Source organism: Blautia sp. An81 (assembly GCF_002161285.1).
Lineage (GTDB): Bacteria > Bacillota > Clostridia > Lachnospirales > Lachnospiraceae > Blautia > Blautia ornithocaccae.
Genome location: NZ_NFHH01000003.1, coordinates 223,339 through 246,485 on the forward strand (window position 1 = coordinate 223,339; position 23,147 = coordinate 246,485).

Genomic DNA, 23,147 nt, shown 5'->3' on the forward strand with positions numbered 1-23,147 from the left:
ACGGAAAATAGGAGAAGATAGTATGAAAACCAGAAAAAATTCATTGCTTCGATGGGTAGCCATGATTGAACTGGTCTTGGGTGCCTATGACTTGATGAATGGACTGATGTCTGCATTTGTACTGATTACGGATTTGGAAGGAGTTACAGCTTCTTTTACAGAGAGTGGAGTGGAATTTTCTGTTCCGATTCTGGTAATTTCTGTAGCGATCACCTGTATAGGGGGTCTTATTATGGTTTTGGCAGGAGCCATGGGCATGATTTTTGCATCTATTCCAGGAAAGCAGAAACTTCCTCTTTACTGCGGTTACGGTCTCTTTGCTTTTGTAATCTTGTCAGCGGTTATACAGATCGCATTTATGGGAGCTGGTCTTCCTTTGTCCATGCTTCTCTCCTTAGTTCTCCATGGACTTTATATGTGGGGAGCTGTAAAGAATAAAAAAGAACTGGAAGCAGGAGTATAAGAGGCGTCAGATTATGAAATATGAACATAAAACTCAGTATTATGAGACAGATCAGATGGGGATCATTCATCATTCCAATTACATCCGGTGGTTTGAAGAGGCCAGGGTGGACTTTATGGAGGGATGCGGCTTCTCTTATGCCCAGATGGAAAAAGATGGACTGATCAGTCCGGTGCTTTCTGTGTCCTGTGAATATAAGACTATGACTCATTTTGGAGATACTGTTGAGATAGAAACAGAAATTGTAAAGTATAACGGTATAAAACTGGAGCTGTCCTATACAGTCAGAGATAAGGAAACAGGAGAGGTGCGGTGTCTTGGAAAAAGCAGCCACTGTTTCCTGGACAGAGAAGGAAGACCGGTTTCACTAAAAAGAGGCTGGGACAAATACCATCAGGGCTTTTCGAAAGAAAGTGTTAAATAAGTATTACAATCCGGATTTCTTGTTGACAAAGAAGTCCGGATTTTTTATACTACAAGTGTACTAAGACACATAGTACACTTGATACGCAGTGAAATTATCAACTCCGCTGCTTGCGGAAATAAGACATGACTGATGGAAAGGAGGAGCCGGATTGATTGTTATTGATTATCAGAATCGGAAACCTATCTATGAACAGATCGTGGAAAGATTTCAGATGCTGATCGTAAAAGGTATTCTGGAGGCAGATTCCCAGATGCCATCTGTCAGGACTCTGGCCAGTGAGCTTTCGATTAATCCAAATACAATCCAGAAAGCCTATACGATCCTGGAGCAGCAGGGATATATCTATCCTGTAAAAGGCAGGGGGAATTTTGTGTCAGGAAATCAGACCCTGAAAGAAAAAAAGGAGGAAGTTTTTTTCCAGAAGCTGCGGGACGTTATTCAGGAAGGAAAAGAGCTGGGAATTGAAAAAGAAAGATGTATTGCCAAAACGTCTGAATTTTATGAGGAGGATAAAGTATGATAAAAACAGAGGGGCTGTGTAAGAGATTCGGCTCTCTTCAGGCTGTGGATCACATATCTCTCACAATAGAGGACAACAGCATCTTTGGTTTGGCAGGGACCAATGGAGCGGGAAAGAGTACTTTCCTCAGAATGCTGGCCGGTGTGCTGAAACCGGACGAGGGAAAGATTTCAGTAGACGGAGAGCCGGTTTTTGAAAATCCTGCAGTTAAGGAAGAAATTTTTTTCCTGCCGGATACCGCCTACTTTTTTCCAAATGCGTCTATTGCAGATATGGAGGAATATTACGCTGCCTACTATCCACGGTATGACAGGAAGAAAGTAAAAAGCCTGACTGAAAAGGTAGGATTAGAATATAAGAGAAAAATCAGTACTTTTTCCAAAGGGATGAAAAGACAGGCAGCTTTAATATTGGGAATCAGCGCAGGAACAAAATATCTTTTCTGCGATGAGACTTTTGACGGTCTGGACCCGGTGATGCGTCAGGCGGCAAAGAGCCTGCTGGCCTATGAGGTGGCCAACCGCTCTTTTTCCCCGATTATTGCATCACATAACTTAAGAGAACTGGAAGATATCTGTGATCATGTGGGACTTCTTCACAAAGGAGGCGTGCTTCTCTCCAAAGATATTGAAGAAATGAAAGAAAACATCCATAAGGTTCAATGTGTGATACCAGATGAAAAGGATGAAGAGGAACTGCTGAAAGAATTACAGGTGGTCAAATCGGAAAAAAGACTTTCCCTGCTGACTATGGTAGTCCGGGGAGACAGGGAGGAAATCATGAGAAAGATCCAGAGGCGGAATCCTCTTTTTGCAGAGGCCATTCCTCTGACATTGGAAGAAATATTTATCAGTGAAACGGAGGTGGCAGGTTATGACATCAAGAAATTATTTACTTAAAACTATCGGGGGAAATATCCGGAGGAATTTCTGGCTGATGATTTTATTCTTCCTTGCCTTTCTGGTAGTTATGCCGGCCAGTACCCTGACGGCATTGGATGGGGCAAAATATATCGATACCACAAACTTTACTGTTAACATGACAAATACTTTTATCCAATGTATCAGAAGCTCTCTGGTTCAGGTTATAGTGGCCGGCTGCGGAGCTCTGGCGGCTCTTTCGGTCTTCTTTTACCTTTATTCCCAGGAGAAGACAGATTTTTACCACAGTCTTCCCATGAGAAGAGAAGGATTGTTTATGGCACAGTTTTTAAGCGGATTCAGTCTGTTTCTGATCCCTTATGTATTAAACCTGCTGCTGACTCTTGCTATAGGGTTGGTTTACGGTGCAGTGAACCAGACAGCCCTGAGTATTTTGGTAATACATACCCTTCTGGCGGTGATTTATTTTCTGGCAATCTATGGAGCGGCGGTCCTTGCCATCCTGCTCACAGGAAACCTTTTTACAGGTACGCTGGGATTTATGACACTGATGTTTTACGGGCCAATCCTCTATATGACTTTTACCAGACTTAATGCCAGATTTTTTGAAACAATCGTACAGGAGATGGACTATGATTTTGGGATTTTTCTAAGCCCTCTTATTGCCTATATCAGCGGGGGAACAGTGGATTGGACCTGGAAATCTTTGTGTATATATTTCCTTTACGGAGTTGTTCTGGCCCTGGTTGTGATCCTGGCGGACATATTGGTTTACCGGATACGTCCTTCAGAAAGCTTCCATAAAGCCATTGCATTTAAAAAGCTGGAGCCAGTGATCAAGGTCTGCGGGATACTTCCTCTTTCCCTGCTCTGTGCTCTGTATTTCAGCGGTTACATGTATAACCAATTTTTCTGGATGGTCATCGGCGCAGTAGTGCTCACTCTGATCTTTTCCATGATCTTCGATTTCCTCTGTAATATGGATATCCGTATGGCTCTGAAGCCTAAGGTATCAACAGGGGTGATTCTGGCAGTTTTGATACTGATTCTTGGAGGATACCGGACAGATATCACAGGAGTGGATACTTTTTTACCAGATGAAGAGAAGGTTGCTTCTATGTCTCTGTATCTTCCCAGTGTCAGCGGTCAGTTCCAGTATCCGGAAAGCAGTGTGACGGAAAGCCCTACATATACCACATTCTCGCTGAAGCAGTGGGTAGAGGATTTCCAGGAGATTTACGCGCTGGCAGAAAAGAGTGTGGAATATGTCAGGAACCATGAGGCCTATGCATCAGATGTGCAGAGTCTCCGGGAAAACGGTGATCCAGAGCAGACGATGGTTATGATCTATATAGGCTATCACATGAAATCCGGACAGGATGTATACCGAATGTACTATATACCGGAGACCGAGGAACTGGTAGAAAATATCGGACGGGTATATGACACCTGGGAATACAGAGAAAAGATTTTGCCTACCAGCTATATCGATACAGAAAAAATTGAAAATATTTATACCTACAGTTTTACAGAATCAGGAAAGGCTTTAACTTTATCTGATGAAAATCAGGAAAGGCTGCTAAAAACCTACCAGGAAGAACTGGAAAATATGACCTTTGACCAGAGCCGCAGGGAGAAGCAGGTAGGATGGCTGGAACTTCAGGAAAAGGCAGAACCGGAGATCAGTGCTATGGGATACAGCGTGAATAGTACCTATACTTATAGCTATAACCTTCCAGTATATGCGAGCTTCGAGAAGACCAGAGCTATGCTGGAAAAGCTGGGGAATCCTATGGCTGACAGTATTGAGCCAGACCAGGTAGAATCTATCTTATTGAGCAGGTATTCCTATGAAAGCGGGGAAGAACAGTACCTGGAAAAAGAATACCGCACGGAAGAAGACATTGAGAAGCTCCTGGCCCAGGCTACTTTCCGTGACGAGCGCTTTACTGTAGGAAGCCATGTAAACTACCAGGTTTCCTGTGAGATTACCTGGAAGGACAGTAAAAAAGATAAGATAGCATTTTATATTTTTGAAGACAGCAGTCTGACAGATATTTTAGAACAATTAAATCAAGGGAATACTGACTAACAGATTTGCATAGAGAAAGGATCAGAGCAGAATACCTGAAAACAGGCTGCTTTGGTCCCTTTTTCGTTGACAAGTAAGAGGAGAGAAGGGTAAAATAGAATAAAATATTTGTTTTAAAACAGCGGAGATATTGCAAATGGACAGAGAATTAAATTTAGAGAACGAAAAAGAACTGACAGCATTGGGCAAGGCCCTTTCCTCAGAAGCCCGGATCAGAATTCTCAGTTTATTGGGAAACGGTCCTCTGTGTGTAAATGAGATTGCAGAAATGCTGGACATACCGGCTTCTTCTGCAGCCTTGAATATCCGTGTTCTGGAAGAGGCAGGCCTGATCCGCACAGAATTGAAACCAGCGGCAAGAGGTTCCATGAAAATGTGTATTCCCCAAGAAGGAAAAGTAATCCTGGATCTTCAGAAACAGGAGGAGAAAAAGAAAGAAGAGATAATTTCCATGCCGGTGGGAAACTATGTGGACTATCGGATCACCCCTACCTGCGGAATGGTAAACGAGGAAGGCTATATTGATGGAGAAGATGAACCCAGATGCTTCTATGACCCTAAGCGGACAACGGCAAAACTGATCTGGTTTTCTTCCGGATATCTGGAATACCGGTTCCCTAATGCGGCTCTTCAGGAGGAACCGGCCAGAGTCTTAGAGTTTTCGGCAGAACTGTGTTCAGAGGCACCGGACTATAATCTGGACTATCCTTCAGACATCACTTTATGGATTAACGGAAAAGAAGCGGGAACCTGGATCTGTCCTTCGGACTTTGGAGGAAGAAGGGGAAAACTGAACCCTGACTGGTGGGAGGACAGCAAGAGCCAGTATGGAAATCTGAAAACCTGGAGACTGGACCGTTCCGGAACTTATCTGGATGGAGAGAGAAGCGCTCCTTTTAAGATAGAGGATTATGATCTGGAAAAAGGCCCTTATATTTCTGTGATCATAGGAATCAAAGAACAGGCAGAACACATAGGAGGGGTGAATATATTTGGAAACTGCTTCGGCGACTATCCTCAGGACCTGGTTATGAAAGTAAAATTTTAAAAAAGGGGTTTACAAACAGGTAATCTGTGCTATAATTGCGATAGAAACATAAAAAATGAAATGAAACATAAAAAATGTTTTAAATGCAAAGCATGGAGGTAGAAATGATGCTGCAATTGATGGAAAAGTTTCAGAAGCTTTTTGGAGAAGGAGGAGATATTCGCTCTTACTTCTCGCCGGGACGTGTAAATCTTATCGGCGAGCACACAGATTATAACGGAGGACATGTTTTTCCCTGCGCGCTGACTATTGGCACCTATGGCGTGGCAAGAAAGAGAGGGGATAGGAAAATCCGTCTTTACTCTGAAAATTTCAGCAAAATGGGCGTTATAGAAACCAGTCTGGACGACCTGGTATATCAGGACAGTGCAGGATGGACCAATTATCCCAAAGGGATTGTCTGGACCTTTCGTGAAAAAGGCTATCCCATTGATAAAGGTTTTGACATGCTGATGTATGGAAATATTCCTAATGGCTCAGGTCTTTCTTCTTCTGCCTCTGTGGAGCTTCTTATGGGAATTATCCTGAAAGATCTGTTCGGATATGAAGACCTGACCATGATAAACCTGGCTCTGATGGGACAGTATGGGGAAAATAATTTTAACGGTATGAACTGCGGGATCATGGATCAGTTTGCCATAGCAATGGGGAAAAAAGACCATGCGATTTTCCTGGATACCCAGAATCTTCAGTACGAATATGCGCCAATCCATATGGAAGGCTGCAAAATTGTTATTGCTGCAAGCAACAAGAAGAGAAAACTGACAGATTCTAAATATAACGAGAGAAGAGCGGAATGTGAAGAAGCCCTGAAAGATATCCAGAGTGTGAAGAATGTTCAGGCTCTTGGGGAATTGTCTGAGGAAGAGTTTGAGGAGATAAAAGACGTTATAAAAAATCCGGTCTGCAGGAAAAGAGCAAAGCACGCAGTCTATGAAAATCAGAGAACAGTTCGGGCGGTTAAGGCTCTGAAAAATAATGAACTGGAAACTTTCGGAAGACTGATGAACGAATCCCATATATCTCTGAGAGATGATTACGAAGTTACGGGGAAAGAGCTGGATACCCTGGTAGAAGCAGCCTGGAAACAGGAAGGCGTTATCGGTTCAAGAATGACAGGGGCAGGCTTTGGAGGCTGTACAGTCAGTATTGTAAAAGAGGATAAGGTAGAGGATTTTGTTAAAAATGTAGGCGGAATTTACGAAAAGACCATAGGTTATGCAGCAGACTTTTATGTAGTGGAGATTGGTGACGGAACAAGAAGGATTTCTTAAAGAAGCAATAGAAAGGAGAAGGGTGAAAGATATGTTGAACAAGAATATCAGAGATCTGGTACAGTATGGGATTGATACAGGGCTGGTGCCTGAGTGTGAGAGGGTTTATACTACGAATCTTCTGCTGGATGTATTTCATGAAGACGAATACACAGAGCCGGAGGACCAGGAAGTATGCAAAGACCTGGAGACCATTCTGGGAGAACTTCTAAATGAGGCAGTAAAAAGAGGGATTATTGAAGATAGTATTGGCTACCGGGATCTGTTTGACACCAAAATCATGAACTGCCTGGTTCCCCGTCCGGCCCAGGTTCAGGAAAAATTCTGGAAAGAGTACGAGAAAAGCCCTGAAGCGGCTACAGAATTTTTCTATAAATTCAGTCAGGATACGGATTATATCCGCCGTTACCGCATAAAGAAAGACAGGCGCTGGACTGTGGAAAGCCCCTATGGAACCATAGATATCACCATTAACCTTTCCAAGCCGGAAAAAGATCCAAAGGCTATTGCCGCTGCAAAGAATGCAAAACAGAGCAGTTATCCAAAATGCCAGCTCTGCATGGAAAATGAGGGATATGCAGGAAGACTGAATCACCCTGCAAGAGAAAACCACCGGATCATTCCCATCACTATTAATGACAGCCAGTGGGGATTCCAGTATTCTCCATATGTTTACTATAACGAACATTGTATTGTCTTCAATGGACAGCACATTCCTATGAAGATTGAGAGAAATACCTTTGTAAAACTTTTTGATTTTATCAAGCTGTTTCCTCATTATTTCCTGGGGTCTAATGCAGACCTGCCCATTGTAGGAGGCTCTATTTTAAGCCACGACCACTTCCAGGGAGGACATTATACTTTTGCCATGGCCAAGGCTCCTATGGAAGAAAAAGTTGTCATTCCAGGCTATGAAGATGTAGAAGCAGGCATCGTAAAATGGCCTCTTTCCGTGCTGAGAATCCGGAGCAAAGATGAGAAAAGGCTTATTGACCTGGCAAGCCATGTACTGGAAGTATGGAGAGGATACACAGACGAAGCTGCCTTTGTCTTTGCGGAAACAGATGGAGAGCCCCACAATACTATTACTCCTATCGCCAGAAAGAAAGGGGATATGTTCGAGCTGGATCTGACCCTTAGAAATAATATCACTACGGAGGAAAATCCTTTAGGAGTGTACCATCCCCATGCAGAGTACCACCATATCAAGAAAGAAAATATTGGTCTTATTGAGGTTATGGGTCTGGCTGTCCTTCCTGCAAGACTGAAGGAAGAACTGGAACTTCTGGCAGAATACATATTGGAAGGAAAAGATCCTGCAGAAAATGAAATGCTGGAAAAACACAGTGTCTGGGTAAAGGAATTCCTTCCAAAATATCCTGAGATCACAAAGGAGAATGTAATGGACATCCTTCAGGAAGAAGTGGGGCAGGTATTCGTTCATGTACTGGAGGACGCAGGAGTTTATAAGTGTACACCTGAGGGAAGGGAAGCCTTCCGCCGCTTTATAAAGGTTTTATAAGAACAAATGCAGAGGAAACAAAAAAGATAGGCGCTCCTGCCTGTCTTTTTTGTTTCCTTTATGCTATACTACAAGAATAAGATAGAAATTATCCAACAACAAGGAGAACAGACATGAAGGAAAAAATCCTGCTGATAGACGGGCACAGTATCTTGAACAGAACTTATTACGGGCTTCCGGACCTGACAAATTCCGAAGGCCTTCATACCAACGCCATATACGGGTTTCTCAATATCCTATTTAAAATGCTGGAGGAGGAGAATCCCGATTACCTTACAGTAGCCTTTGACCTTCCTGCCCCTACCTTCCGCCATAAAATGTATGATGCCTATAAAGGGACCAGAAAGCCTATGCCGGGAGAGCTGCGGGAACAGGTGCCGGTGATGAAAGACGTGCTGGAAGCCATGGGAGTAAATATTGTATCTAAAGAAGGGTATGAGGCAGATGACGTCCTGGGAACTCTGGCAAAGAAAAGCGAAACTCAGGGAATGGATGTGACCATTCTTTCCGGTGACAGGGATCTCCTTCAGCTGGCCACAGAAAATATCTGTATCCGGATTCCCAAGACAAAGGGAGGAAAGACTACTATTGAGGACTATTATGCAAAAGATGTAAAAGAGGCTTACCAGCTTACGCCGCCTCAGATCATAGAGCTGAAAGCCCTGATGGGAGATTCTGCCGACAATATTCCCGGACTTCCGGGAGTAGGTGAGAAAACTGCCACAAAGCTCCTTCTGGAATACGGTACTGCAGAAAATGCCTATGCTCATGTGGAGGAAATCAAGCCCAAGAAAGCCCAGAACGCCTTTCTGGAGCATTATGATCTGGCAGTGCTGAGCCGAAAGCTGGCGACTATCAATACCGACAGTCCTGTGGAACTGGACCGGGAGAAGGCAAGGGTCCATGATTTCTATACCCAGGAGGCCTATGAATTTTTCAAGGAGCTGGAGTTTAAAAACTTCCTTTCCAGATTCCAGGATAAGGGAGAACAGGTAAAGGCAGAAGAGTATTTCCAGACAGTGACGGATCTTGCCCTTGCAGAAGAAATCTTCAAAAAAGCAGAAGAAAAAGAAGGCATCGGTCTGGAACTTTTGGAAGAGGGAGATAGTTTCCTTGGCCTGGGGCTGTCCTATGAGGAGGAAGAGAAGTTTCAGGTGTACTGTTTTCTGCCTCAGGGATTTTTGACCAGGGATTATCTCATGGAGAAGGCTGACCGTCTCTGCGGACATGGCAGACTGGTTGCTTCTCTGGATATTAAGACTATGCTCCGTCACATGGATATCCAGGAGCATACAGCTATGTTTGACGCAGGGATCGCTGCCTATCTTCTGAATCCTCTGAAGTCCCAGTATACTTATGATGATATTGCCAAGGAATACCTGGGAGAAATCCTTCCTGCTAAAGAAGACCTTATAGGAAAGCTTTCCTATGTGAAGGCTTCTGATGAAAAAGAACAGGAAGTTGCCAAAAGTATCTGCTACATGGCTTATGTGGCGCTGAAGTCTCAAAAGCCCCTTCTGGGAGCTCTGGAAAGCACAGGAATGAAAGCTTTATTTACAGACATTGAAATGCCTCTGCTTTTTACTCTTTCCGATATGGAAAAGGAAGGCATCCGGGTCAATGGAGAAGAGTTGAAGGAGTATGGAGAAAAACTTCAGGTTCGTATCGAAGAGCTGGAGAAAACCATCTGGGAAGAGGCAGGAGAGGAATTTAATATCAATTCGCCCAAGCAGCTGGGAGTGATTCTTTTTGAAAAGATGGGGCTGCCGGGGGGGAAAAAGACCAAGACCGGATATTCTACAGCAGCAGATGTGCTGGAGAAGCTGGCGCCGGATCATCAGATTGTAGCGGATATCCTGGAATACCGGCAGCTTGCAAAGCTGAAGTCTACTTACGCAGACGGACTGGCCAACTATATAGATGAAGGAGGAAGGATCCATTCCACCTTTAATCAGACCATTACTGCCACTGGAAGGATCAGCAGTACAGAACCAAACCTTCAGAACATCCCTGTCCGGACAGAGCTGGGAAGAATGCTCAGGAAGGTCTTTATCCCTAAAGAGGGTTATGTATTTCTGGATGCAGATTATTCCCAGATCGAGCTTCGCGTGCTGGCCCATATGTCCGGAGATGAGAAGCTGATCCAGGCATACCGGGAGGCCCAGGATATCCACAGGATCACAGCTTCCCAGGTCTTCCATGTTCCCTTTGAACAGGTGACACCTCTTCAGAGAAGAAATGCCAAGGCAGTAAACTTTGGGATTGTCTATGGCATCAGCTCCTTTGGATTGAGCCAGGATCTGAGTATTACCAGAAAAGAGGCTGCTCAGTATATTGAGGATTATTTCAAGACCTATCCAAAGATCAAAGGATTTCTGGACGGACTGGTGAAACAGGCAAAGGAACAAGGATATGTGTCTACTATGTTTGGAAGAAGACGTCCGGTGCCGGAACTGAAATCCAGCAACTTTATGCAGCGTTCTTTCGGAGAAAGGGTAGCTATGAATTCTCCCATTCAGGGAACCGCTGCTGACATCATAAAAATTGCCATGAACCGGGTAAGCAGAAGACTCAGAGAAGAAAATCTGAAGTCAAAGCTGATCCTTCAGGTTCATGATGAGCTGCTCATTGAGACAGCCAGAGAGGAAGAGCCCAGGGTGGCCGCTATCCTGGAGGAAGAGATGAAAGGAGCAGCAGAGCTGTCTGTGGCTTTGGAAGTGGATATGCATACCGGAGAAAACTGGTATGAAGCTAAATAGCGGATTTTTACGAAGGAGGGAAAAGTATGAGAGTAATCGGTGTGACAGGGGGCGTAGGCTCAGGGAAAAGCGCGGTTTTAAATTATATTGAGGCCCATTTTGACGCCAGGATCGTAAAGGCAGACGAAGTAGGACATATGCTGATGATGCCCTGGGGAAAATGCTATGAGCCGGTGGTGAAGCTTTTTGGAGACTGGGTCGTAAAGGAGGACGGCTCTCTGGACCGTCAGGCCATTGCCCAGATCGTATTTAAGGATTCCGAAATGCTGAAAAAGCTCAATGGGATTATCCACCCTGAAGTGAAAAAATACATTGTGAATGAGATAGAAAGATCCAGAAAAGAAGAGACAGAATTCTTCTTTTTGGAAGCTGCCCTTCTTCTGGAAGAAAAATATGATGAAATCTGTGACGAGATATGGTATATTTATTGCGAAAAAGAAGTCCGGATGGAGCGCCTTCGCCGGGACCGGGGATATTCAGATGAACGGATCCGCCAGGTAATGGAAAATCAGCTTCCCGATGAGGAGTATGAGGCTCACTGTGACTTCCAATTATATAACGATGAAGATGTGGCCCACACCTATCTTCAGATCGAGCGAAGGATGAGAACATATTATGAATCTGTGTAGTATAGCCAGCGGAAGCAGCGGCAACTGTATTTACGTGGGAAGTGAGCACACCAGCCTGCTGGTAGACGTTGGGATCAGCAAAAAGCGCATTGAGGAAGGACTGCGCAGCATTGACCGGAGCTGTCAGGAGTGTGACGGAATCCTGATCACCCATGAACACTCCGATCACATTAAAGGTCTGGGAGTGATTTCCAGAAAGCATGGGATACCGGTTTATTGTACAAAAGGGACCATGGAGGCGATCCAGAGGATGAACAGTCTGGGGAAACTGCCTCCTGATCTTTTTCACGTCATCGAGGCTGACCGCCCTTTTCAGATCGGAGACCTTCAGGTAAACCCTTTCGCCATCTCCCATGATGCGGCGGAACCGGTAGGGTACCGGATCAACCAGGGAGAAAAGTCTGTGGGGATTGCCACAGACCTGGGGTATTATGATGAGTACATAGTCCAGAATCTTTCAGGACTGGATGTGCTTCTCCTGGAGGCCAATCATGACGTGAACATGCTTCAGGTGGGAAGGTATCCCTATTATCTGAAGCAGCGTATCCTGGGAAATAAGGGGCACTTGTCCAATGAGACGGCGGGAAGACTGCTTTGCAGGCTTCTCCATGACCGCCTCCAGGCGGTTTTTCTGGGACATCTGAGCCAGGAAAACAATTACGAGGCACTGGCCTATGAGACCGTGTGCTCAGAGGTGACTATGGGAGAAAATCCCTGGACTTCCTCAGATTTTAAGATTACCGTGGCCCACAGGGACAGAATATCCGACCTGGTCACCATTTAGAAAAGGAGCAGAATCATGAAAAAGACAATTATTACTGTAGTGGGAAAAGATACTGTAGGCATTATCGCAAAGGTATGTACTTATCTGGCAGAGAACAGGGTGAATATCCTGGATATTTCCCAGACCATTGTAGATGGATATTTCAATATGATGATGATCACAGATACCAGCCTGTCCCCGAAAAAGCTGGATGTACTTTCCAAGGAACTGGAAGAAGTGGGGAAAGAAATCGGCGTGGCGGTCCATGTGCAGCATGAGGATATCTTTACCAAGATGCACCGCATCTGAGACACCAGGGAGAAAGGACAGGTAAGACAGATTATGATAAATATGTATGAGGTCAATGAGACCAATAAAATGATCGAGCAGGAAAATCTGGATGTGCGTACCATTACTTTGGGTATCAGCCTTCTGGACTGTATTGATTCGGACCTGCAGCAGGTAAACCGGAAAGTTTATGAGAAGATCACCACCCTTGCCGGACATCTGGTGGAAACGGGAGATGAGATCTCCAGGGAATTCGGAGTTCCTGTAGTAAACAAAAGAATCTCTGTTACACCCATTGCTCTTGTAGGGGGAGCAGCCTGCAAATCCTCTGAAGACTTTGTAACCCTGGCTCAGACCCTGGACAAAGCAGCAAAAGAAGTAGGTGTAAATTTCATCGGCGGCTACAGCGCTACCGTGGCAAAGGGAATGACAAAGGCAGACGAGCTGCTGATCCGTTCTATTCCTGAAGCCCTGGCCTGTACAGAGCGGGTATGCAGTTCTGTAAATCTGGGCTCTACAAAAACCGGTATTAACATGGACGCTGTGCGCCTTATGGGAGATATTGTCCTGGAAACCGCCAAGGCTACTGCAGACCAGGATTCTCTGGGCTGTGCCAAGCTGGTAGTATTCTGTAACGCTCCGGACGACAATCCATTTATGGCAGGAGCTTTCCACGGGGTCACAGAAGCAGATGCAGTTATTAACGTAGGTGTTTCCGGTCCAGGTGTTGTAAAGACTGCTCTGGAAAGAGTCCGGGGAAAAGATTTTGAGGTACTGTGCGAGACTATTAAGAAAACCGCCTTTAAGGTGACCAGAGTAGGACAGCTGGTGGCTCAGGAAGCCTCCAAACGTTTGGGAATTCCTTTCGGCATCGTAGACTTGTCTCTGGCTCCTACACCGGCCATTGGCGACAGTGTGGCGGATATTCTCCACGAGATCGGAGTGGAATACGCAGGAGCGCCGGGAACTACAGCAGCTCTGGCCCTCCTTAACGACCAGGTAAAGAAGGGCGGAGTTATGGCCTCTTCCTATGTAGGAGGATTAAGCGGAGCCTTTATTCCTGTCAGTGAAGACCAGGGTATGATCGATGCTGTCCGTGCCAATGCCCTGACCATAGAGAAGCTGGAGGCTATGACCTGTGTCTGCTCTGTGGGACTGGATATGATCGCTATTCCGGGAGATACCAAGGCCACTACCATTGCAGGAATCATTGCAGATGAATGTGCCATCGGTATGGTAAACCAGAAGACTACCGCTGTCCGTCTGATCCCGGTAATCGGAAAAGGAGTGGGAGAGACCGTAGAGTTCGGCGGCCTGTTAGGCTATGCGCCTATCATGCCTGTAAATCCCTACTCCTGTGATAATTTCGTAAACCGTGGAGGAAGGATTCCGGCACCTATACACAGTTTCAAGAACTGATGCTGTAAAAAGGAGAGATTTTCTATGATACAGGGGCTGCTTGCAGCAGTGGCTGTGATTCTCCGCTTTGCCTTTCTTTTTGGGATTTATTATCTGATAAAGGGCCTGCTTCTGCTGTCAGGCAGAAGACTGCCTTTGAGAGGAATGGGAGACATGAGTAAAGAAGACTGGGAGAAATGGGCTTCCGGAGAAGGCAGAGTATGCCTTTATTGGGCGGGAGTCCTGCTTCTTGCTTCTGCCTGCTTCTTTCTTTTAAAGACGATATCTTATATTCTGGTACTTGCAGTTTGCGTGCTGCTGGTGCTGGGATATGTGAAAAGAGTGAGAAATAATATAAAATATAGAAAGTAAAACGAAGAATGAACTTTCAGCCAATGCTGATTCAGGCCTTTTGACGAAAAAGAGACCATCCCGTAAAATCCAGGCTTTTGTAAAGCCTCAGATTTTGTGGGATGGTCTCTTTTCTCTTTAAAGAAGAGGATTGCCCAGCTATTACGGCCCAGAATAAGGAGACCGGGAACTGGGCGACAGGAATAACCAGGTTACTGTGGCCCAAAATAAGAAAAACCCTTGACATATATCGGCTTCCGATATACTATATAGTTAATCTATATATAGATAACCAATATAAGGAGTGATGTACATGGCGGCAAATAAGGCATGGATATCAGGCAGCGTAAAAATGCTGTTATTAAAGCTGTTGTCAGAAAAAGATATGTACGGCTATGAGATGATTACTACACTGCGAAAGCGTTCCCAGAACGTATTTGAATTGAAAGCAGGGACTCTTTACCCTCTCCTTCACACCATGGAGGAAGAGGAACTTCTGACTTCTTATGAGGAAGAATTTCTGGGGAAGACAAGGAAGTATTACCGGATTACGAAAAACGGGGAGAAACTTCTGAAATGTAAGGAAGAGGAATGGGAGGAATATTCTTCTGCCGTAACTGCTGTACTGAAATGGGAGGGCTAGGACATGGAAGAATATTTAAAGACGCTGTTGGAGCAGATCCGGTGTAAAAAAGCCAGAAGTCTCATAGAGGAAGAACTGAGAGGCCATCTGGAAGAACAGATAGAAGAAAACCGGATGTCAGGTATGGAACCGGAAGAAGCGGAAAAAGCCGCTGTCCTGGATATGGGAGATCCGGTCCAGACGGGAATCTCTCTGGATGGAATCCACCGGCCCCAGATATCCTGGAGACTGGTGATTCTTGTAGGTGCAGTCAGTCTTCTGAGTATTGTCCTTCAGATGGCAGCAGGACTCAGCCAGAATCCTGCTGGAGGAATAGCTGGAGGACTGGACCACAGCCTGTATGTAATTTTTGGTTTTGCCCTTATGCTCGTAATTTATCGGATGGATTACAGTTTTCTTGGAAAAAACGCTCTGTGGGTGACTTTGGGTTTCTTCCTGATGCTGCTTTTCTTTAGAATATTGTCCATGCCGATTAACGGAACTTATATATGGCTATCCATCGGGAATGTCAGTATTTCACTGGGAGCTTTGCTATATTTATGGCCTCCTTTATATGGAGCTCTTCTTTATAGATATTATGGCCAGGGATATAAAGGAGTTGCCAAGTGCTTTCTGTGGACCTTATTTCCTCTATGGTATGCCTGGACTTTCCCTGATATAGGCCTGGCTTTCGTTATTTTTTTTGCAAGTATGATCCTTTTGTCTCTTGGGATTATTCAGGGATGGTTCCGGATCAAGAAGGGAAGGACTCTGGCTGTTATATGGGGAGCGGCTATTTTTCTGCCGGCTTTTTACCTTTTGTGGGGAGTGTTTTTTCATGGATTTGAAGCTTATCAAATGGAACGCCTGACTGTGTATTTAAGGGGAGAAAACAGAGCAGTCAGCATGCTGGCAGGCAGCCGCTGGTTTGGAAAAGGTGCAGAAATGGATGTTGCAAAAGCAGTTGAGTATAACAGTGACTATATACTGAGCTATTTATGCTCCTGTTATGGAATCCTAGCGGCTGTTTTTATTGCGGTTTTAGTTCTCGGACTGATTTTCGCAGCAATAAAAATTGCAGGGAAAGGGAAAAACCGTTTTGGGAAAATGATTGGCTTTGCCAGCGGACTGTCTCTGCTTCTGCCGGCAGGAATCAATGTCCTGGTGAATCTTGGGCTGATCCCTGGGATGAACACCTTTCTGCCTTTTCTGTCTAAGGGAAATTCCTACCTGTTGGTATCCTATATTCTGCTTGGGCTGATGTTAAGTGTATACCGGTATAAAAACATCCTTTCAGAAAAGGCATGCCGGAAGGCAAAGCCGGCGGTAAAATAAGAAAATCAGAGAATTACAGGAGATTTTTGCAGATCGCTGACAAAGGTCTTCTGTGATTTTTCTGCTTTTATGGTTTTACAGATCTGCTAATTGACGCAGATACTTTAAAGGACTACAATATTATTAAAGCAGATGACATGAATGGAAGTGATGGTGAAAAATACATTCATTGTTCATGATATAAGCTAAGGAGTGGTTAAATGGATTTAAAAATATTCCAGACACTATGTGCAGAATCTAAAATCATCTGGACGCAACACGGATTGGAACGAATGCAGGAACGTGATATCAGTCGAGCAGATGTTAAAAATGGAATTGCAAGTGGAGAAATCATTGAAGAATATCCGGACGATTATCCTCACCCAAGCTGTTTGATTTTTGGGTATACTGTTAACGGCAGGATTTTGCATATTGTAGCTGGATGTGATAGTATAAATGTATATATCATAACAGCATACTATCCAGACAGCAGAAAATTTGAAGATGATCTGAAAACCAGAAGAAAGGGGAAATAATTATGTGTATGTTTTGCAAGAATGCGACAACTGTTCAAAGCACTACAACTCATGTGGTAAACTATAAAAACTGTATTATTGTAATTAAAAATGTTCCCTGTCTTGAATGTGATCAGTGCGGCGAGAAATATTATACAGATGAAGTGGCTGAAAAACTGGAAGTAATTGTAAATATGGCTAAAAAGCTGATGCAGGAGATTGCAGTCATTGATTATCAGCAGGCAGCATAAATAAGAGACAGCAATTCCCCAGCAACCGCCCAGCATGTATGATGACATACTTGCTTGACTAGCTGCTGGCGGAATTAAGAAAATCAGAGAATCACAGGAGATTTTTGCAGATCACTGACAAAAGTCTTCTGTGATTTTTCTGCTTTTACGGACTCATACAGGTCTGCACAGAACAGATCTTTTTCAAAAGCTTTTCTGCAATCTTCCGGAAGCATTTTCCGATAATCGGCAGCTTTGGTGATCACAGGGATCCGGCTGCTGTCCTGAAGCATGCGCAGAAGAGAGGAACTTTCCTTTCGGAAGCCCAGGAGCCGTACATAGCCGGGAGTTTCTGACATATCCTCCTTGGTGATGGACAGAAGGATATGGAGGAGAGCACGGCTGATCCGGGTATAAGTCATTTCTCTGGTTTTTAAAAGAGAAATAAACTGAGAAAAGGAAGCAAAATGATTTCGTTCCCTGATGATCCTTCTGGCCAGGTCTAAAGACACATCGGCAAAACCAGCAAGCTCTTCCGGAGTATGGAGCAAAAGCCGGTATTTCAGAAGAAGAGAAAAATCATCTTCCGTTACAGGAAGGTCCCAGGACAGTAAATCTTTTGTAAAAGCAGCCACAGAATCCGGCTGGGTATAGGCCAGAAGTTTTTCTAAAGGCATATCCTCGTATTTTGGACCAGTAAGGAGCCGACGGACAGCGGTGGCGCTGGAAAGGGGCTGAGAGAGGCTTTCGTCGTGATATCCGGCCCCTTCTCTTTTTACAGTAACAGGAGATATCCGGCTGTTCAGCCGGGAAAGGGCTTTGCAGTATTCAATTCCCAGAAGATTGTTAGGACTGTCCAATAAATTTTCGATTCCGGAAAAAAGGGCATCTCCGGAGAAACTTTGGTCGTGACGGGCTTCCAGATATTTTTTTAATGCTGATTTTCTTGCAGCAGGAAAGGGAAGTCCTTCTTTTAATGAATCCCGCAGGAAGTTTTGAAATTCTTCAGGCTCCTTGTCTAGGACTTGTCCCAGCTTCTGACAGGAAACAACGTCTCCGGATTCGCTGCCAAAGCACAGGTGATCCACGCAATCCAAAGCGTCCAGGATTCCTACGGCCCCCTTGGAGAAATATTCGGCACTTCCGCAGGCCCAACAGGAGGGCAGCTCCAGTACTGCGTCAGCCCCTCCCAGAAGAGCCATTCGGGTTCTGGCATATTTATCAAAGACAGCAGGAGCTCCTCTCTGAACAAAGTCTCCGCTCATGATCACAAGGACATACCGGTCACCGGTGAGTTTCCGGGCTTGCTTTATCTGATAGCCGTGGCCTTTGTGAAAGGGGTTGTATTCTGCAATGATTCCTGTAATAGCTTCCATAAGAAACTTCCTTCCTTAACATTTCATACATTTTCACAGAAAGTGATTTGAATTGTGATACCACCCAGTATACAGGAACAGCCGGGAATTTGGCAACGGCTTGTTTGGAAAAGAATACAATTTTCCCGGGAAAATCCCCAACACGCTCTTGTATGGCCTTTTAAAACGTTGTATAATATCACTAAATGTGGGGTCTTTTTTAAAGGAGCTGCCCCAAGAACCCCTATGTCAGGAATATTTATACATTTTATGCGAATTTGTCGAGCACAGCTTTGAGACCATAGGCTCAAAGTTGTGCGGACTGAGCAATAAAATGTATAAATATTCTCGATACAGGTAAATTGGGCGGTTTTTTCGAGAAGTCCTCACCTGAGATTATCTAATGATAGCGGAGGAAGAAAAAATGAACGTATTAGTAGTAAACTGCGGAAGTTCATCACTGAAATTCCAGTTGATCAATTCTGAGACAGAAGCCGTTGCAGCTAAAGGCTTATGCGAGCGTATCGGACTTGACGGGAGACTGGTATACCAGCCTACAGGCGGAGAAAAAGAAGTTACAGAGGCAGCTATGCCTACTCACACAGAGGCTATTAAGATGGTACTGGACGCTCTGGTAAATCCTAAGACAGGCGTATTAAAGAGCCTGGACGAGGTAGAGGCTATCGGTCATCGTGTTCTTCACGGCGGAGCAAAGATCTCTGACTCCTGTATTATCAATGATGAAGTAATTTCTGTTATTGAAGAGTGCTGCGACCTGGGACCACTTCACAATCCTGCAAACCTTATGGGTATCCGGGCATGTATGGAGCTGATGCCGGGAAAACCAAACGTAGCTGTATTCGACACAGCTTTCCATCAGACTATGCCTGAGAAAGCATATATGTATGCTATCCCATATAAATACTATGACAAATACAAAGTTCGTAAATACGGTTTCCACGGAACTTCTCACAGATTCGTTTCTAAAGAGACTATCAAATTCCTGGGCCTGGATCCGGAAAACTCTAAAGTGATCGTTGCTCACTTAGGAAACGGTTCTTCTATCAGTGCAGTAGTAAACGGCAAATGTGTAGATACTTCCATGGGCCTTACACCTCTGGAAGGTCTGGTAATGGGTACACGTTCCGGCGACCTGGATCCTGCTGTTCTGGAATACATCTGCAACAAAGAAAATATCAGCGTATCTGAGATGGTAAGGATCCTGAACAAAGAGTCTGGCTTACTGGGACTTTCTCAGGGACTTTCCAGCGACTTCCGTGACCTGAGCGAAGCTATGGAAAACGGAAATCCTGATGCAAAACGTGCTATTGACTGCCTGTGCTACAGAATCATCAAATATATCGGTTCCTATGTGGCAGCTATGAACGGTGTAGACGCTATTGCCTTTACAGGCGGTATCGGTGAGAATGCAGCCCTTGTCCGCAAAACTGTTGTTGACAATCTGTCCTATCTGGGAATCACTCTGGATGAGGAAGCAAATAAGGCAAGAGGAGAGGACAAAGTAATCTCTACTCCTGACTCAAAAGTAACAGTTGCTGTTATTCCTACTAACGAAGAACTGGCTATCTGCCAGGAGACAGCAGAACTGGTAAAAAATCAGAAATAATGGTTGACAAACCTGGGATACCTATGTATAATTGACAAGGTGTGATTAGGAGACTATTATGCTAATTGATTTATCAGAAATTTTATCCCTGGAAGGAAAGACACAGGTTGTGGAAGCGCCTGTTTCCATGGATTCCTTTCAAAGCAGACTGGGAGAATTCCCGGTAGCCGAGAAGGAGCCTTTGACTGTGACTATTACAAACACAGGAAATAAGGTTCTCAAGATAGAAGTCCAAGGTCATATTACAGTAAAGATTCCCTGCGATAAGTGCCTGAAGGAGGTTCCTACAGAATTTTCCATAGACATGGAGCAGGAAGTAGATATGAAGGCTTCTGGAGAAGACAGGATAAAAGACTTAGATGAAATTAATTATGTCACAGGTTGCAGCCTGGACGTAGAGCAGTTAGTGCATAATGAGATTTTAATCCATTGGCCTTTAAGGGTTCTATGTAGAGAGGACTGCCGTGGTCTCTGTCCGGTATGCGGCAAAGATCTGAACGAAGGTTCTTGTAACTGTGATCAGTCAAGTCCTGATCCACGAATGGCGGCAATCCGTGATATATTTAGCAAATTTAAGGAGGTGTAACCTATGTCCATCTGTCCAAAGAATAAATCTTCTAAAGCTAGAAGAGATAAAAGAAGAGCAAACTGGAAAATGAGCGCTCCCAATTTGGTAAAATGCAGCAAGTGCGGCGCATTAATGATGCCACACAGAGTTTGCCGTGCATGCGGAAGCTACAACAAGAGAGAGATTATCAAAATGGAAGAAGCATAAAACATGCAGCTTGCAGGTCCTGGGGCGTATGCCTCAGGACCTTATTTGTTTTATAAAAAAGACTTTCGGACTGCCTATAGAATATATGCCCTTCAGGCGGAAATATCTACCGTAACATGGATATAGAAATAATTATTTAATAAAATCGTAATATTTTCAGGAAAAACCTTGCAGACAGTTGAAAAATAAGTTAATATGTTGTCAGGACTGTATAGGCGGAATGCCTGGAAACCTATAGTATTACATTGCTAAAGGGAGTATTGCTATAAGGAGGAATGTTATAGTGAAAAATAAATGGGTAAAAAAAGGTCTGGTTCTTTTTAGTGCAGGATGTCTTGCTTTTGCAATGACAGGATGCAGTCAGATACAGGAACAGGCCCAGGAAATTGTAAATCAGGTGACAAATAGTGGAGATAGTACTGAGGAAGAAGAAACTCAGGAAGAAGAAACAGTAACAGAGCCGGAAGTAGAAGTTGCAAAACCGGAACTGACAACTGACTTGAGCGGATCCGTTACCTATAAAACAGGTGACACTGCAAAAGCACTGACAGTAGAAGCGGCTACATCAGATGAAGGCACCATCACATATCAGTGGTATCAGTCCTCCACAAATAAAAATGGCGGGGGTACCCTTATTGAAGGAGCTACAGAAAACAGTTATGTTCCTTCCACAGAGGAGGCAGGAACCACCTATTATTATGTTGTGGCTACCAGCACTATAGAAAATTCCAGCAATGGAGTTACCAGTGCTACTGCAGAAGTGATTGTTACGGCTGATGACAGCCAGGAAGGACAGGAGCAGACAGAAACCTCAGAGGGAGAAACACAGGAAGCAGGAAGTACGGAAAACAGCGATCAGGAGAATCAGGGCTGATTTTATAGATAGTTTTCAGAGGCTGGCGTCTAAAGTGAAACAGACGGCGGCCTCTTGCATTTTTTACAGATGTCTAGTACAATCATTGTTAGTATGACAGGAGGATTGACATGGAGAATTTGATCAGAGTGGCAGTAGATGCTATGGGAGGAGATTATGCTCCCACAGAGGCTGTAAAAGGTGCAGTAGCTGCCGTAAAGGAAAAAGAAAATGTGGAAGTGCTGCTGGTAGGAAAACAGGAAGTGATAGAAAAAGAACTGTCAGCCTGTTCTTACCCCAAAGAAAGGATTCGGGTGATCAACGCCAGTCAGGTGATCGAAACAGGAGAGCCGCCGGTGGCAGCTATCAGAGGGAAAAAAGACTCTTCCATTGTAGTGGCTATGAAGATGGTAAAGAAAGGAGAAGCGGATGCTTTTGTATCTGCAGGAAGCTCCGGAGCTATTTTGGTAGGAGGTACAACCATCGTGGGAAGGATCCGGGGAGTAGAAAGAGCCCCTCTTGCCCCTCTTATCCCTACAAAGAATGGAGTATCCCTTCTCATTGACTGTGGCGCCAACGTAGATGCCAGAGCTTCTCATCTGGTTCAGTTTGCTAAAATGGGCTCAATTTATATGGAGCATGTGGTAGGAGTAAAAAATCCCCGGGTAGGTATCGTAAACATCGGAGTGGAAGAGGAGAAAGGAAACGCCCTGGTAAAGGAAACCTATCCTTTGCTGAGAGAATGTAAAGATATTAATTTTGTCGGCAGCATTGAAGCAAGAGAAATCCCTTCAGGAGCAGCTGATGTTATTGTTACAGAGGCCTTTGTGGGAAATGTGATCCTGAAACTGTATGAAGGGCTGGGGGCCACCCTTCTTTCCAAGGTAAAAGAAGGGCTGATGTCTTCCCTTCGCAGTAAGATCGGAGCGCTTCTGATCAAACCGGCTTTAAAGAGCACTCTGAAAAGCTTTGATGCGAGTCACTATGGCGGAGCGCCTCTTCTGGGGCTTCGGGGCCTGGTGGTGAAATGCCATGGAAATTCCAAAGAGACCGAATTTAAAAATTCCATCATCCAGTGTATCTCTTTTAAAGAACAGCAGATCAATGAGAGAATTGGAGAAAACCTTTCGGTTTCTAAAGAAGAGAAAAAAGAAGGATAAGGAGGGCATGTCATGGAATTGGAAAAATTACAGAAGATAATTGCTGAAGTTTTAAATGTTGATACTGCGGAGGTGGCTTTGGACACCACTTTTGTAGATGACTTGGGAGCGGATTCTCTGGATGTTTTCCAAATTATGATGGGCATTGAAGAAGAATTTGACATTGAAATTCCCACAGAGGAGGTAGAACAGATTGTTTCTGTGGGAGATGCAGTAGAAAAGATCAAGAAATTAGTAGGCTAAGGATCAGGGATGTCTTCGGAGCTGGGGGAATCTTGAAT

Annotated in this window: 25 protein-coding genes; 24 read left to right on the forward strand and 1 reads right to left on the reverse strand. The window is 44.4% G+C overall.

The window, feature by feature from the left end; genetic code table 11:
• Nucleotides 1-22 precede the first annotated feature (22 nt).
• From B5G33_RS04595 to B5G33_RS04685, 18 genes are all read left to right on the forward strand, one after another.
• Nucleotides 23-463 carry a hypothetical protein gene (locus tag B5G33_RS04595; protein ID WP_087272311.1) on the forward strand — a complete coding sequence of 147 codons (441 nt, stop codon included), beginning with the start codon at nt 23-25 and terminating at the stop codon, nt 461-463.
• A gap of 13 nt (nt 464-476) precedes the next feature.
• The gene (locus B5G33_RS04600) at nt 477-887 is read left to right on the forward strand and encodes an acyl-CoA thioesterase (RefSeq protein ID WP_087272314.1); all 411 of its coding nucleotides are present in this window, start codon (nt 477-479) and stop codon (nt 885-887) included.
• A 151-nt stretch (nt 888-1,038) separates the two neighbouring features.
• Complete coding sequence (locus B5G33_RS04605) at nt 1,039-1,410, forward strand: GntR family transcriptional regulator (protein ID WP_087272318.1); 372 nt, start codon at nt 1,039-1,041, stop codon at nt 1,408-1,410.
• A complete protein-coding gene (locus B5G33_RS04610; RefSeq protein ID WP_087272321.1) occupies nt 1,407-2,309 on the forward strand; it encodes an ABC transporter ATP-binding protein in 903 nt (300 codons plus the stop codon). Before B5G33_RS04605 ends, B5G33_RS04610 begins: the two co-directional genes overlap by 4 nt.
• Nucleotides 2,284-4,383, forward strand: a complete 2,100-nt coding sequence (locus tag B5G33_RS04615) for a DUF6449 domain-containing protein (RefSeq protein ID WP_087416884.1) — start codon at nt 2,284-2,286, stop codon at nt 4,381-4,383. The genes B5G33_RS04610 and B5G33_RS04615 overlap by 26 nt, the downstream gene beginning before the upstream one ends.
• 136 nt (nt 4,384-4,519) lie before the next feature.
• The gene (locus B5G33_RS04620; RefSeq protein WP_087272328.1) at nt 4,520-5,431 is read left to right on the forward strand and encodes an ArsR/SmtB family transcription factor; all 912 of its coding nucleotides are present in this window, start codon (nt 4,520-4,522) and stop codon (nt 5,429-5,431) included.
• Between the two features lie 104 nt (nt 5,432-5,535).
• Nucleotides 5,536-6,705: a galactokinase gene (locus B5G33_RS04625; RefSeq protein WP_087416885.1), complete on the forward strand. Its 1,170-nt coding sequence runs from the start codon at nt 5,536-5,538 to the stop codon at nt 6,703-6,705.
• 31 nt (nt 6,706-6,736) lie between these two features.
• Nucleotides 6,737-8,227, forward strand: a complete 1,491-nt coding sequence (gene galT, locus B5G33_RS04630; RefSeq protein WP_087416916.1) for a UDP-glucose--hexose-1-phosphate uridylyltransferase — start codon at nt 6,737-6,739, stop codon at nt 8,225-8,227.
• Nucleotides 8,228-8,340: 113 nt separating this feature from the next.
• Nucleotides 8,341-10,986 (forward strand): DNA polymerase I, encoded by a 2,646-nt coding sequence (polA, locus tag B5G33_RS04635; RefSeq protein WP_087416886.1) that lies wholly within the window; start codon nt 8,341-8,343, stop codon nt 10,984-10,986.
• Between the two features lie 26 nt (nt 10,987-11,012).
• Nucleotides 11,013-11,615, forward strand: a complete 603-nt coding sequence (gene coaE / locus B5G33_RS04640; RefSeq protein ID WP_087269703.1) for a dephospho-CoA kinase — start codon at nt 11,013-11,015, stop codon at nt 11,613-11,615.
• Nucleotides 11,602-12,399 carry an MBL fold metallo-hydrolase gene (locus B5G33_RS04645; RefSeq protein WP_087416887.1) on the forward strand — a complete coding sequence of 266 codons (798 nt, stop codon included), beginning with the start codon at nt 11,602-11,604 and terminating at the stop codon, nt 12,397-12,399. Before coaE ends, B5G33_RS04645 begins: the two co-directional genes overlap by 14 nt.
• Before the next feature lie 15 nt (nt 12,400-12,414).
• Entirely contained in the window at nt 12,415-12,687 is a 273-nt protein-coding gene (locus B5G33_RS04650; RefSeq protein WP_087269708.1) for an ACT domain-containing protein, read from the forward strand.
• A 33-nt stretch (nt 12,688-12,720) separates the two neighbouring features.
• Complete coding sequence (locus B5G33_RS04655) at nt 12,721-14,085, forward strand: PFL family protein (protein WP_087269711.1); 1,365 nt, start codon at nt 12,721-12,723, stop codon at nt 14,083-14,085.
• A gap of 24 nt (nt 14,086-14,109) precedes the next feature.
• Nucleotides 14,110-14,436, forward strand: a complete 327-nt coding sequence (locus tag B5G33_RS04660) for a hypothetical protein (RefSeq protein WP_087269714.1) — start codon at nt 14,110-14,112, stop codon at nt 14,434-14,436.
• Nucleotides 14,437-14,728: 292 nt separating this feature from the next.
• Nucleotides 14,729-15,058 carry a PadR family transcriptional regulator gene (locus B5G33_RS04670; protein ID WP_087269717.1) on the forward strand — a complete coding sequence of 110 codons (330 nt, stop codon included), beginning with the start codon at nt 14,729-14,731 and terminating at the stop codon, nt 15,056-15,058.
• A gap of 3 nt (nt 15,059-15,061) precedes the next feature.
• A complete protein-coding gene (locus B5G33_RS04675) occupies nt 15,062-16,372 on the forward strand; it encodes an FtsW/RodA/SpoVE family cell cycle protein (protein WP_087416889.1) in 1,311 nt (436 codons plus the stop codon).
• 200 nt (nt 16,373-16,572) lie between these two features.
• Nucleotides 16,573-16,887: a DUF4258 domain-containing protein gene (locus B5G33_RS04680; protein WP_087269724.1), complete on the forward strand. Its 315-nt coding sequence runs from the start codon at nt 16,573-16,575 to the stop codon at nt 16,885-16,887.
• 2 nt (nt 16,888-16,889) lie between these two features.
• Nucleotides 16,890-17,117 carry a type II toxin-antitoxin system MqsA family antitoxin gene (locus B5G33_RS04685; RefSeq protein WP_087269727.1) on the forward strand — a complete coding sequence of 76 codons (228 nt, stop codon included), beginning with the start codon at nt 16,890-16,892 and terminating at the stop codon, nt 17,115-17,117.
• Between the two features lie 83 nt (nt 17,118-17,200).
• Here B5G33_RS04685 and B5G33_RS04690 read toward each other — a convergent pair whose 3' ends face one another.
• Nucleotides 17,201-18,472, reverse strand: coding sequence for a tRNA(Met) cytidine acetate ligase (locus tag B5G33_RS04690; protein ID WP_087269732.1), 1,272 nt, complete (start codon nt 18,470-18,472; stop codon nt 17,201-17,203).
• A 403-nt stretch (nt 18,473-18,875) separates the two neighbouring features.
• Between B5G33_RS04690 and B5G33_RS04695 the strand changes: the two genes are divergently transcribed.
• The 6 genes from B5G33_RS04695 to acpP all read left to right on the forward strand — a co-directional run bounded on the left by B5G33_RS04695 (nt 18,876) and on the right by acpP (nt 23,109).
• Entirely contained in the window at nt 18,876-20,078 is a 1,203-nt protein-coding gene (locus B5G33_RS04695; RefSeq protein WP_087416917.1) for an acetate/propionate family kinase, read from the forward strand.
• Between the two features lie 58 nt (nt 20,079-20,136).
• Nucleotides 20,137-20,664 (forward strand): YceD family protein, encoded by a 528-nt coding sequence (locus tag B5G33_RS04700; protein WP_087416890.1) that lies wholly within the window; start codon nt 20,137-20,139, stop codon nt 20,662-20,664.
• Between the two features lie 3 nt (nt 20,665-20,667).
• Nucleotides 20,668-20,853, forward strand: coding sequence for a 50S ribosomal protein L32 (gene rpmF, locus B5G33_RS04705; RefSeq protein WP_087269741.1), 186 nt, complete (start codon nt 20,668-20,670; stop codon nt 20,851-20,853).
• 283 nt (nt 20,854-21,136) lie between these two features.
• Complete coding sequence (locus B5G33_RS04710; RefSeq protein WP_087416891.1) at nt 21,137-21,727, forward strand: hypothetical protein; 591 nt, start codon at nt 21,137-21,139, stop codon at nt 21,725-21,727.
• A gap of 110 nt (nt 21,728-21,837) precedes the next feature.
• Complete coding sequence (gene plsX, locus B5G33_RS04715) at nt 21,838-22,866, forward strand: phosphate acyltransferase PlsX (protein ID WP_087416892.1); 1,029 nt, start codon at nt 21,838-21,840, stop codon at nt 22,864-22,866.
• Nucleotides 22,867-22,878: 12 nt separating this feature from the next.
• Complete coding sequence (gene acpP / locus B5G33_RS04720; RefSeq protein WP_087269750.1) at nt 22,879-23,109, forward strand: acyl carrier protein; 231 nt, start codon at nt 22,879-22,881, stop codon at nt 23,107-23,109.
• The last annotated feature ends 38 nt before the right edge of the window (nt 23,110-23,147 follow it).

Coding starts and splice junctions, on each gene's coding strand:
- B5G33_RS04595 (WP_087272311.1), top strand. CDS start 23: ATGAAAACCAGAAAAAATTCATTGCTTCGATGGGTAGCCATGATTGAA.
- B5G33_RS04600 (WP_087272314.1), top strand. CDS start 477: ATGAAATATGAACATAAAACTCAGTATTATGAGACAGATCAGATGGGG.
- B5G33_RS04610 (WP_087272321.1), top strand. CDS start 1,407: ATGATAAAAACAGAGGGGCTGTGTAAGAGATTCGGCTCTCTTCAGGCT.
- B5G33_RS04615 (WP_087416884.1), top strand. CDS start 2,284: ATGACATCAAGAAATTATTTACTTAAAACTATCGGGGGAAATATCCGG.
- B5G33_RS04620 (WP_087272328.1), top strand. CDS start 4,520: ATGGACAGAGAATTAAATTTAGAGAACGAAAAAGAACTGACAGCATTG.
- B5G33_RS04625 (WP_087416885.1), top strand. CDS start 5,536: ATGATGCTGCAATTGATGGAAAAGTTTCAGAAGCTTTTTGGAGAAGGA.
- galT (WP_087416916.1), top strand. CDS start 6,737: ATGTTGAACAAGAATATCAGAGATCTGGTACAGTATGGGATTGATACA.
- polA (WP_087416886.1), top strand. CDS start 8,341: ATGAAGGAAAAAATCCTGCTGATAGACGGGCACAGTATCTTGAACAGA.
- coaE (WP_087269703.1), top strand. CDS start 11,013: ATGAGAGTAATCGGTGTGACAGGGGGCGTAGGCTCAGGGAAAAGCGCG.
- B5G33_RS04645 (WP_087416887.1), top strand. CDS start 11,602: ATGAATCTGTGTAGTATAGCCAGCGGAAGCAGCGGCAACTGTATTTAC.
- B5G33_RS04650 (WP_087269708.1), top strand. CDS start 12,415: ATGAAAAAGACAATTATTACTGTAGTGGGAAAAGATACTGTAGGCATT.
- B5G33_RS04655 (WP_087269711.1), top strand. CDS start 12,721: ATGATAAATATGTATGAGGTCAATGAGACCAATAAAATGATCGAGCAG.
- B5G33_RS04660 (WP_087269714.1), top strand. CDS start 14,110: ATGATACAGGGGCTGCTTGCAGCAGTGGCTGTGATTCTCCGCTTTGCC.
- B5G33_RS04670 (WP_087269717.1), top strand. CDS start 14,729: ATGGCGGCAAATAAGGCATGGATATCAGGCAGCGTAAAAATGCTGTTA.
- B5G33_RS04675 (WP_087416889.1), top strand. CDS start 15,062: ATGGAAGAATATTTAAAGACGCTGTTGGAGCAGATCCGGTGTAAAAAA.
- B5G33_RS04680 (WP_087269724.1), top strand. CDS start 16,573: ATGGATTTAAAAATATTCCAGACACTATGTGCAGAATCTAAAATCATC.
- B5G33_RS04685 (WP_087269727.1), top strand. CDS start 16,890: ATGTGTATGTTTTGCAAGAATGCGACAACTGTTCAAAGCACTACAACT.
- B5G33_RS04690 (WP_087269732.1), bottom strand. CDS start 18,472: ATGGAAGCTATTACAGGAATCATTGCAGAATACAACCCCTTTCACAAA.
- B5G33_RS04695 (WP_087416917.1), top strand. CDS start 18,876: ATGAACGTATTAGTAGTAAACTGCGGAAGTTCATCACTGAAATTCCAG.
- B5G33_RS04700 (WP_087416890.1), top strand. CDS start 20,137: ATGCTAATTGATTTATCAGAAATTTTATCCCTGGAAGGAAAGACACAG.
- rpmF (WP_087269741.1), top strand. CDS start 20,668: ATGTCCATCTGTCCAAAGAATAAATCTTCTAAAGCTAGAAGAGATAAA.
- plsX (WP_087416892.1), top strand. CDS start 21,838: ATGGAGAATTTGATCAGAGTGGCAGTAGATGCTATGGGAGGAGATTAT.
- acpP (WP_087269750.1), top strand. CDS start 22,879: ATGGAATTGGAAAAATTACAGAAGATAATTGCTGAAGTTTTAAATGTT.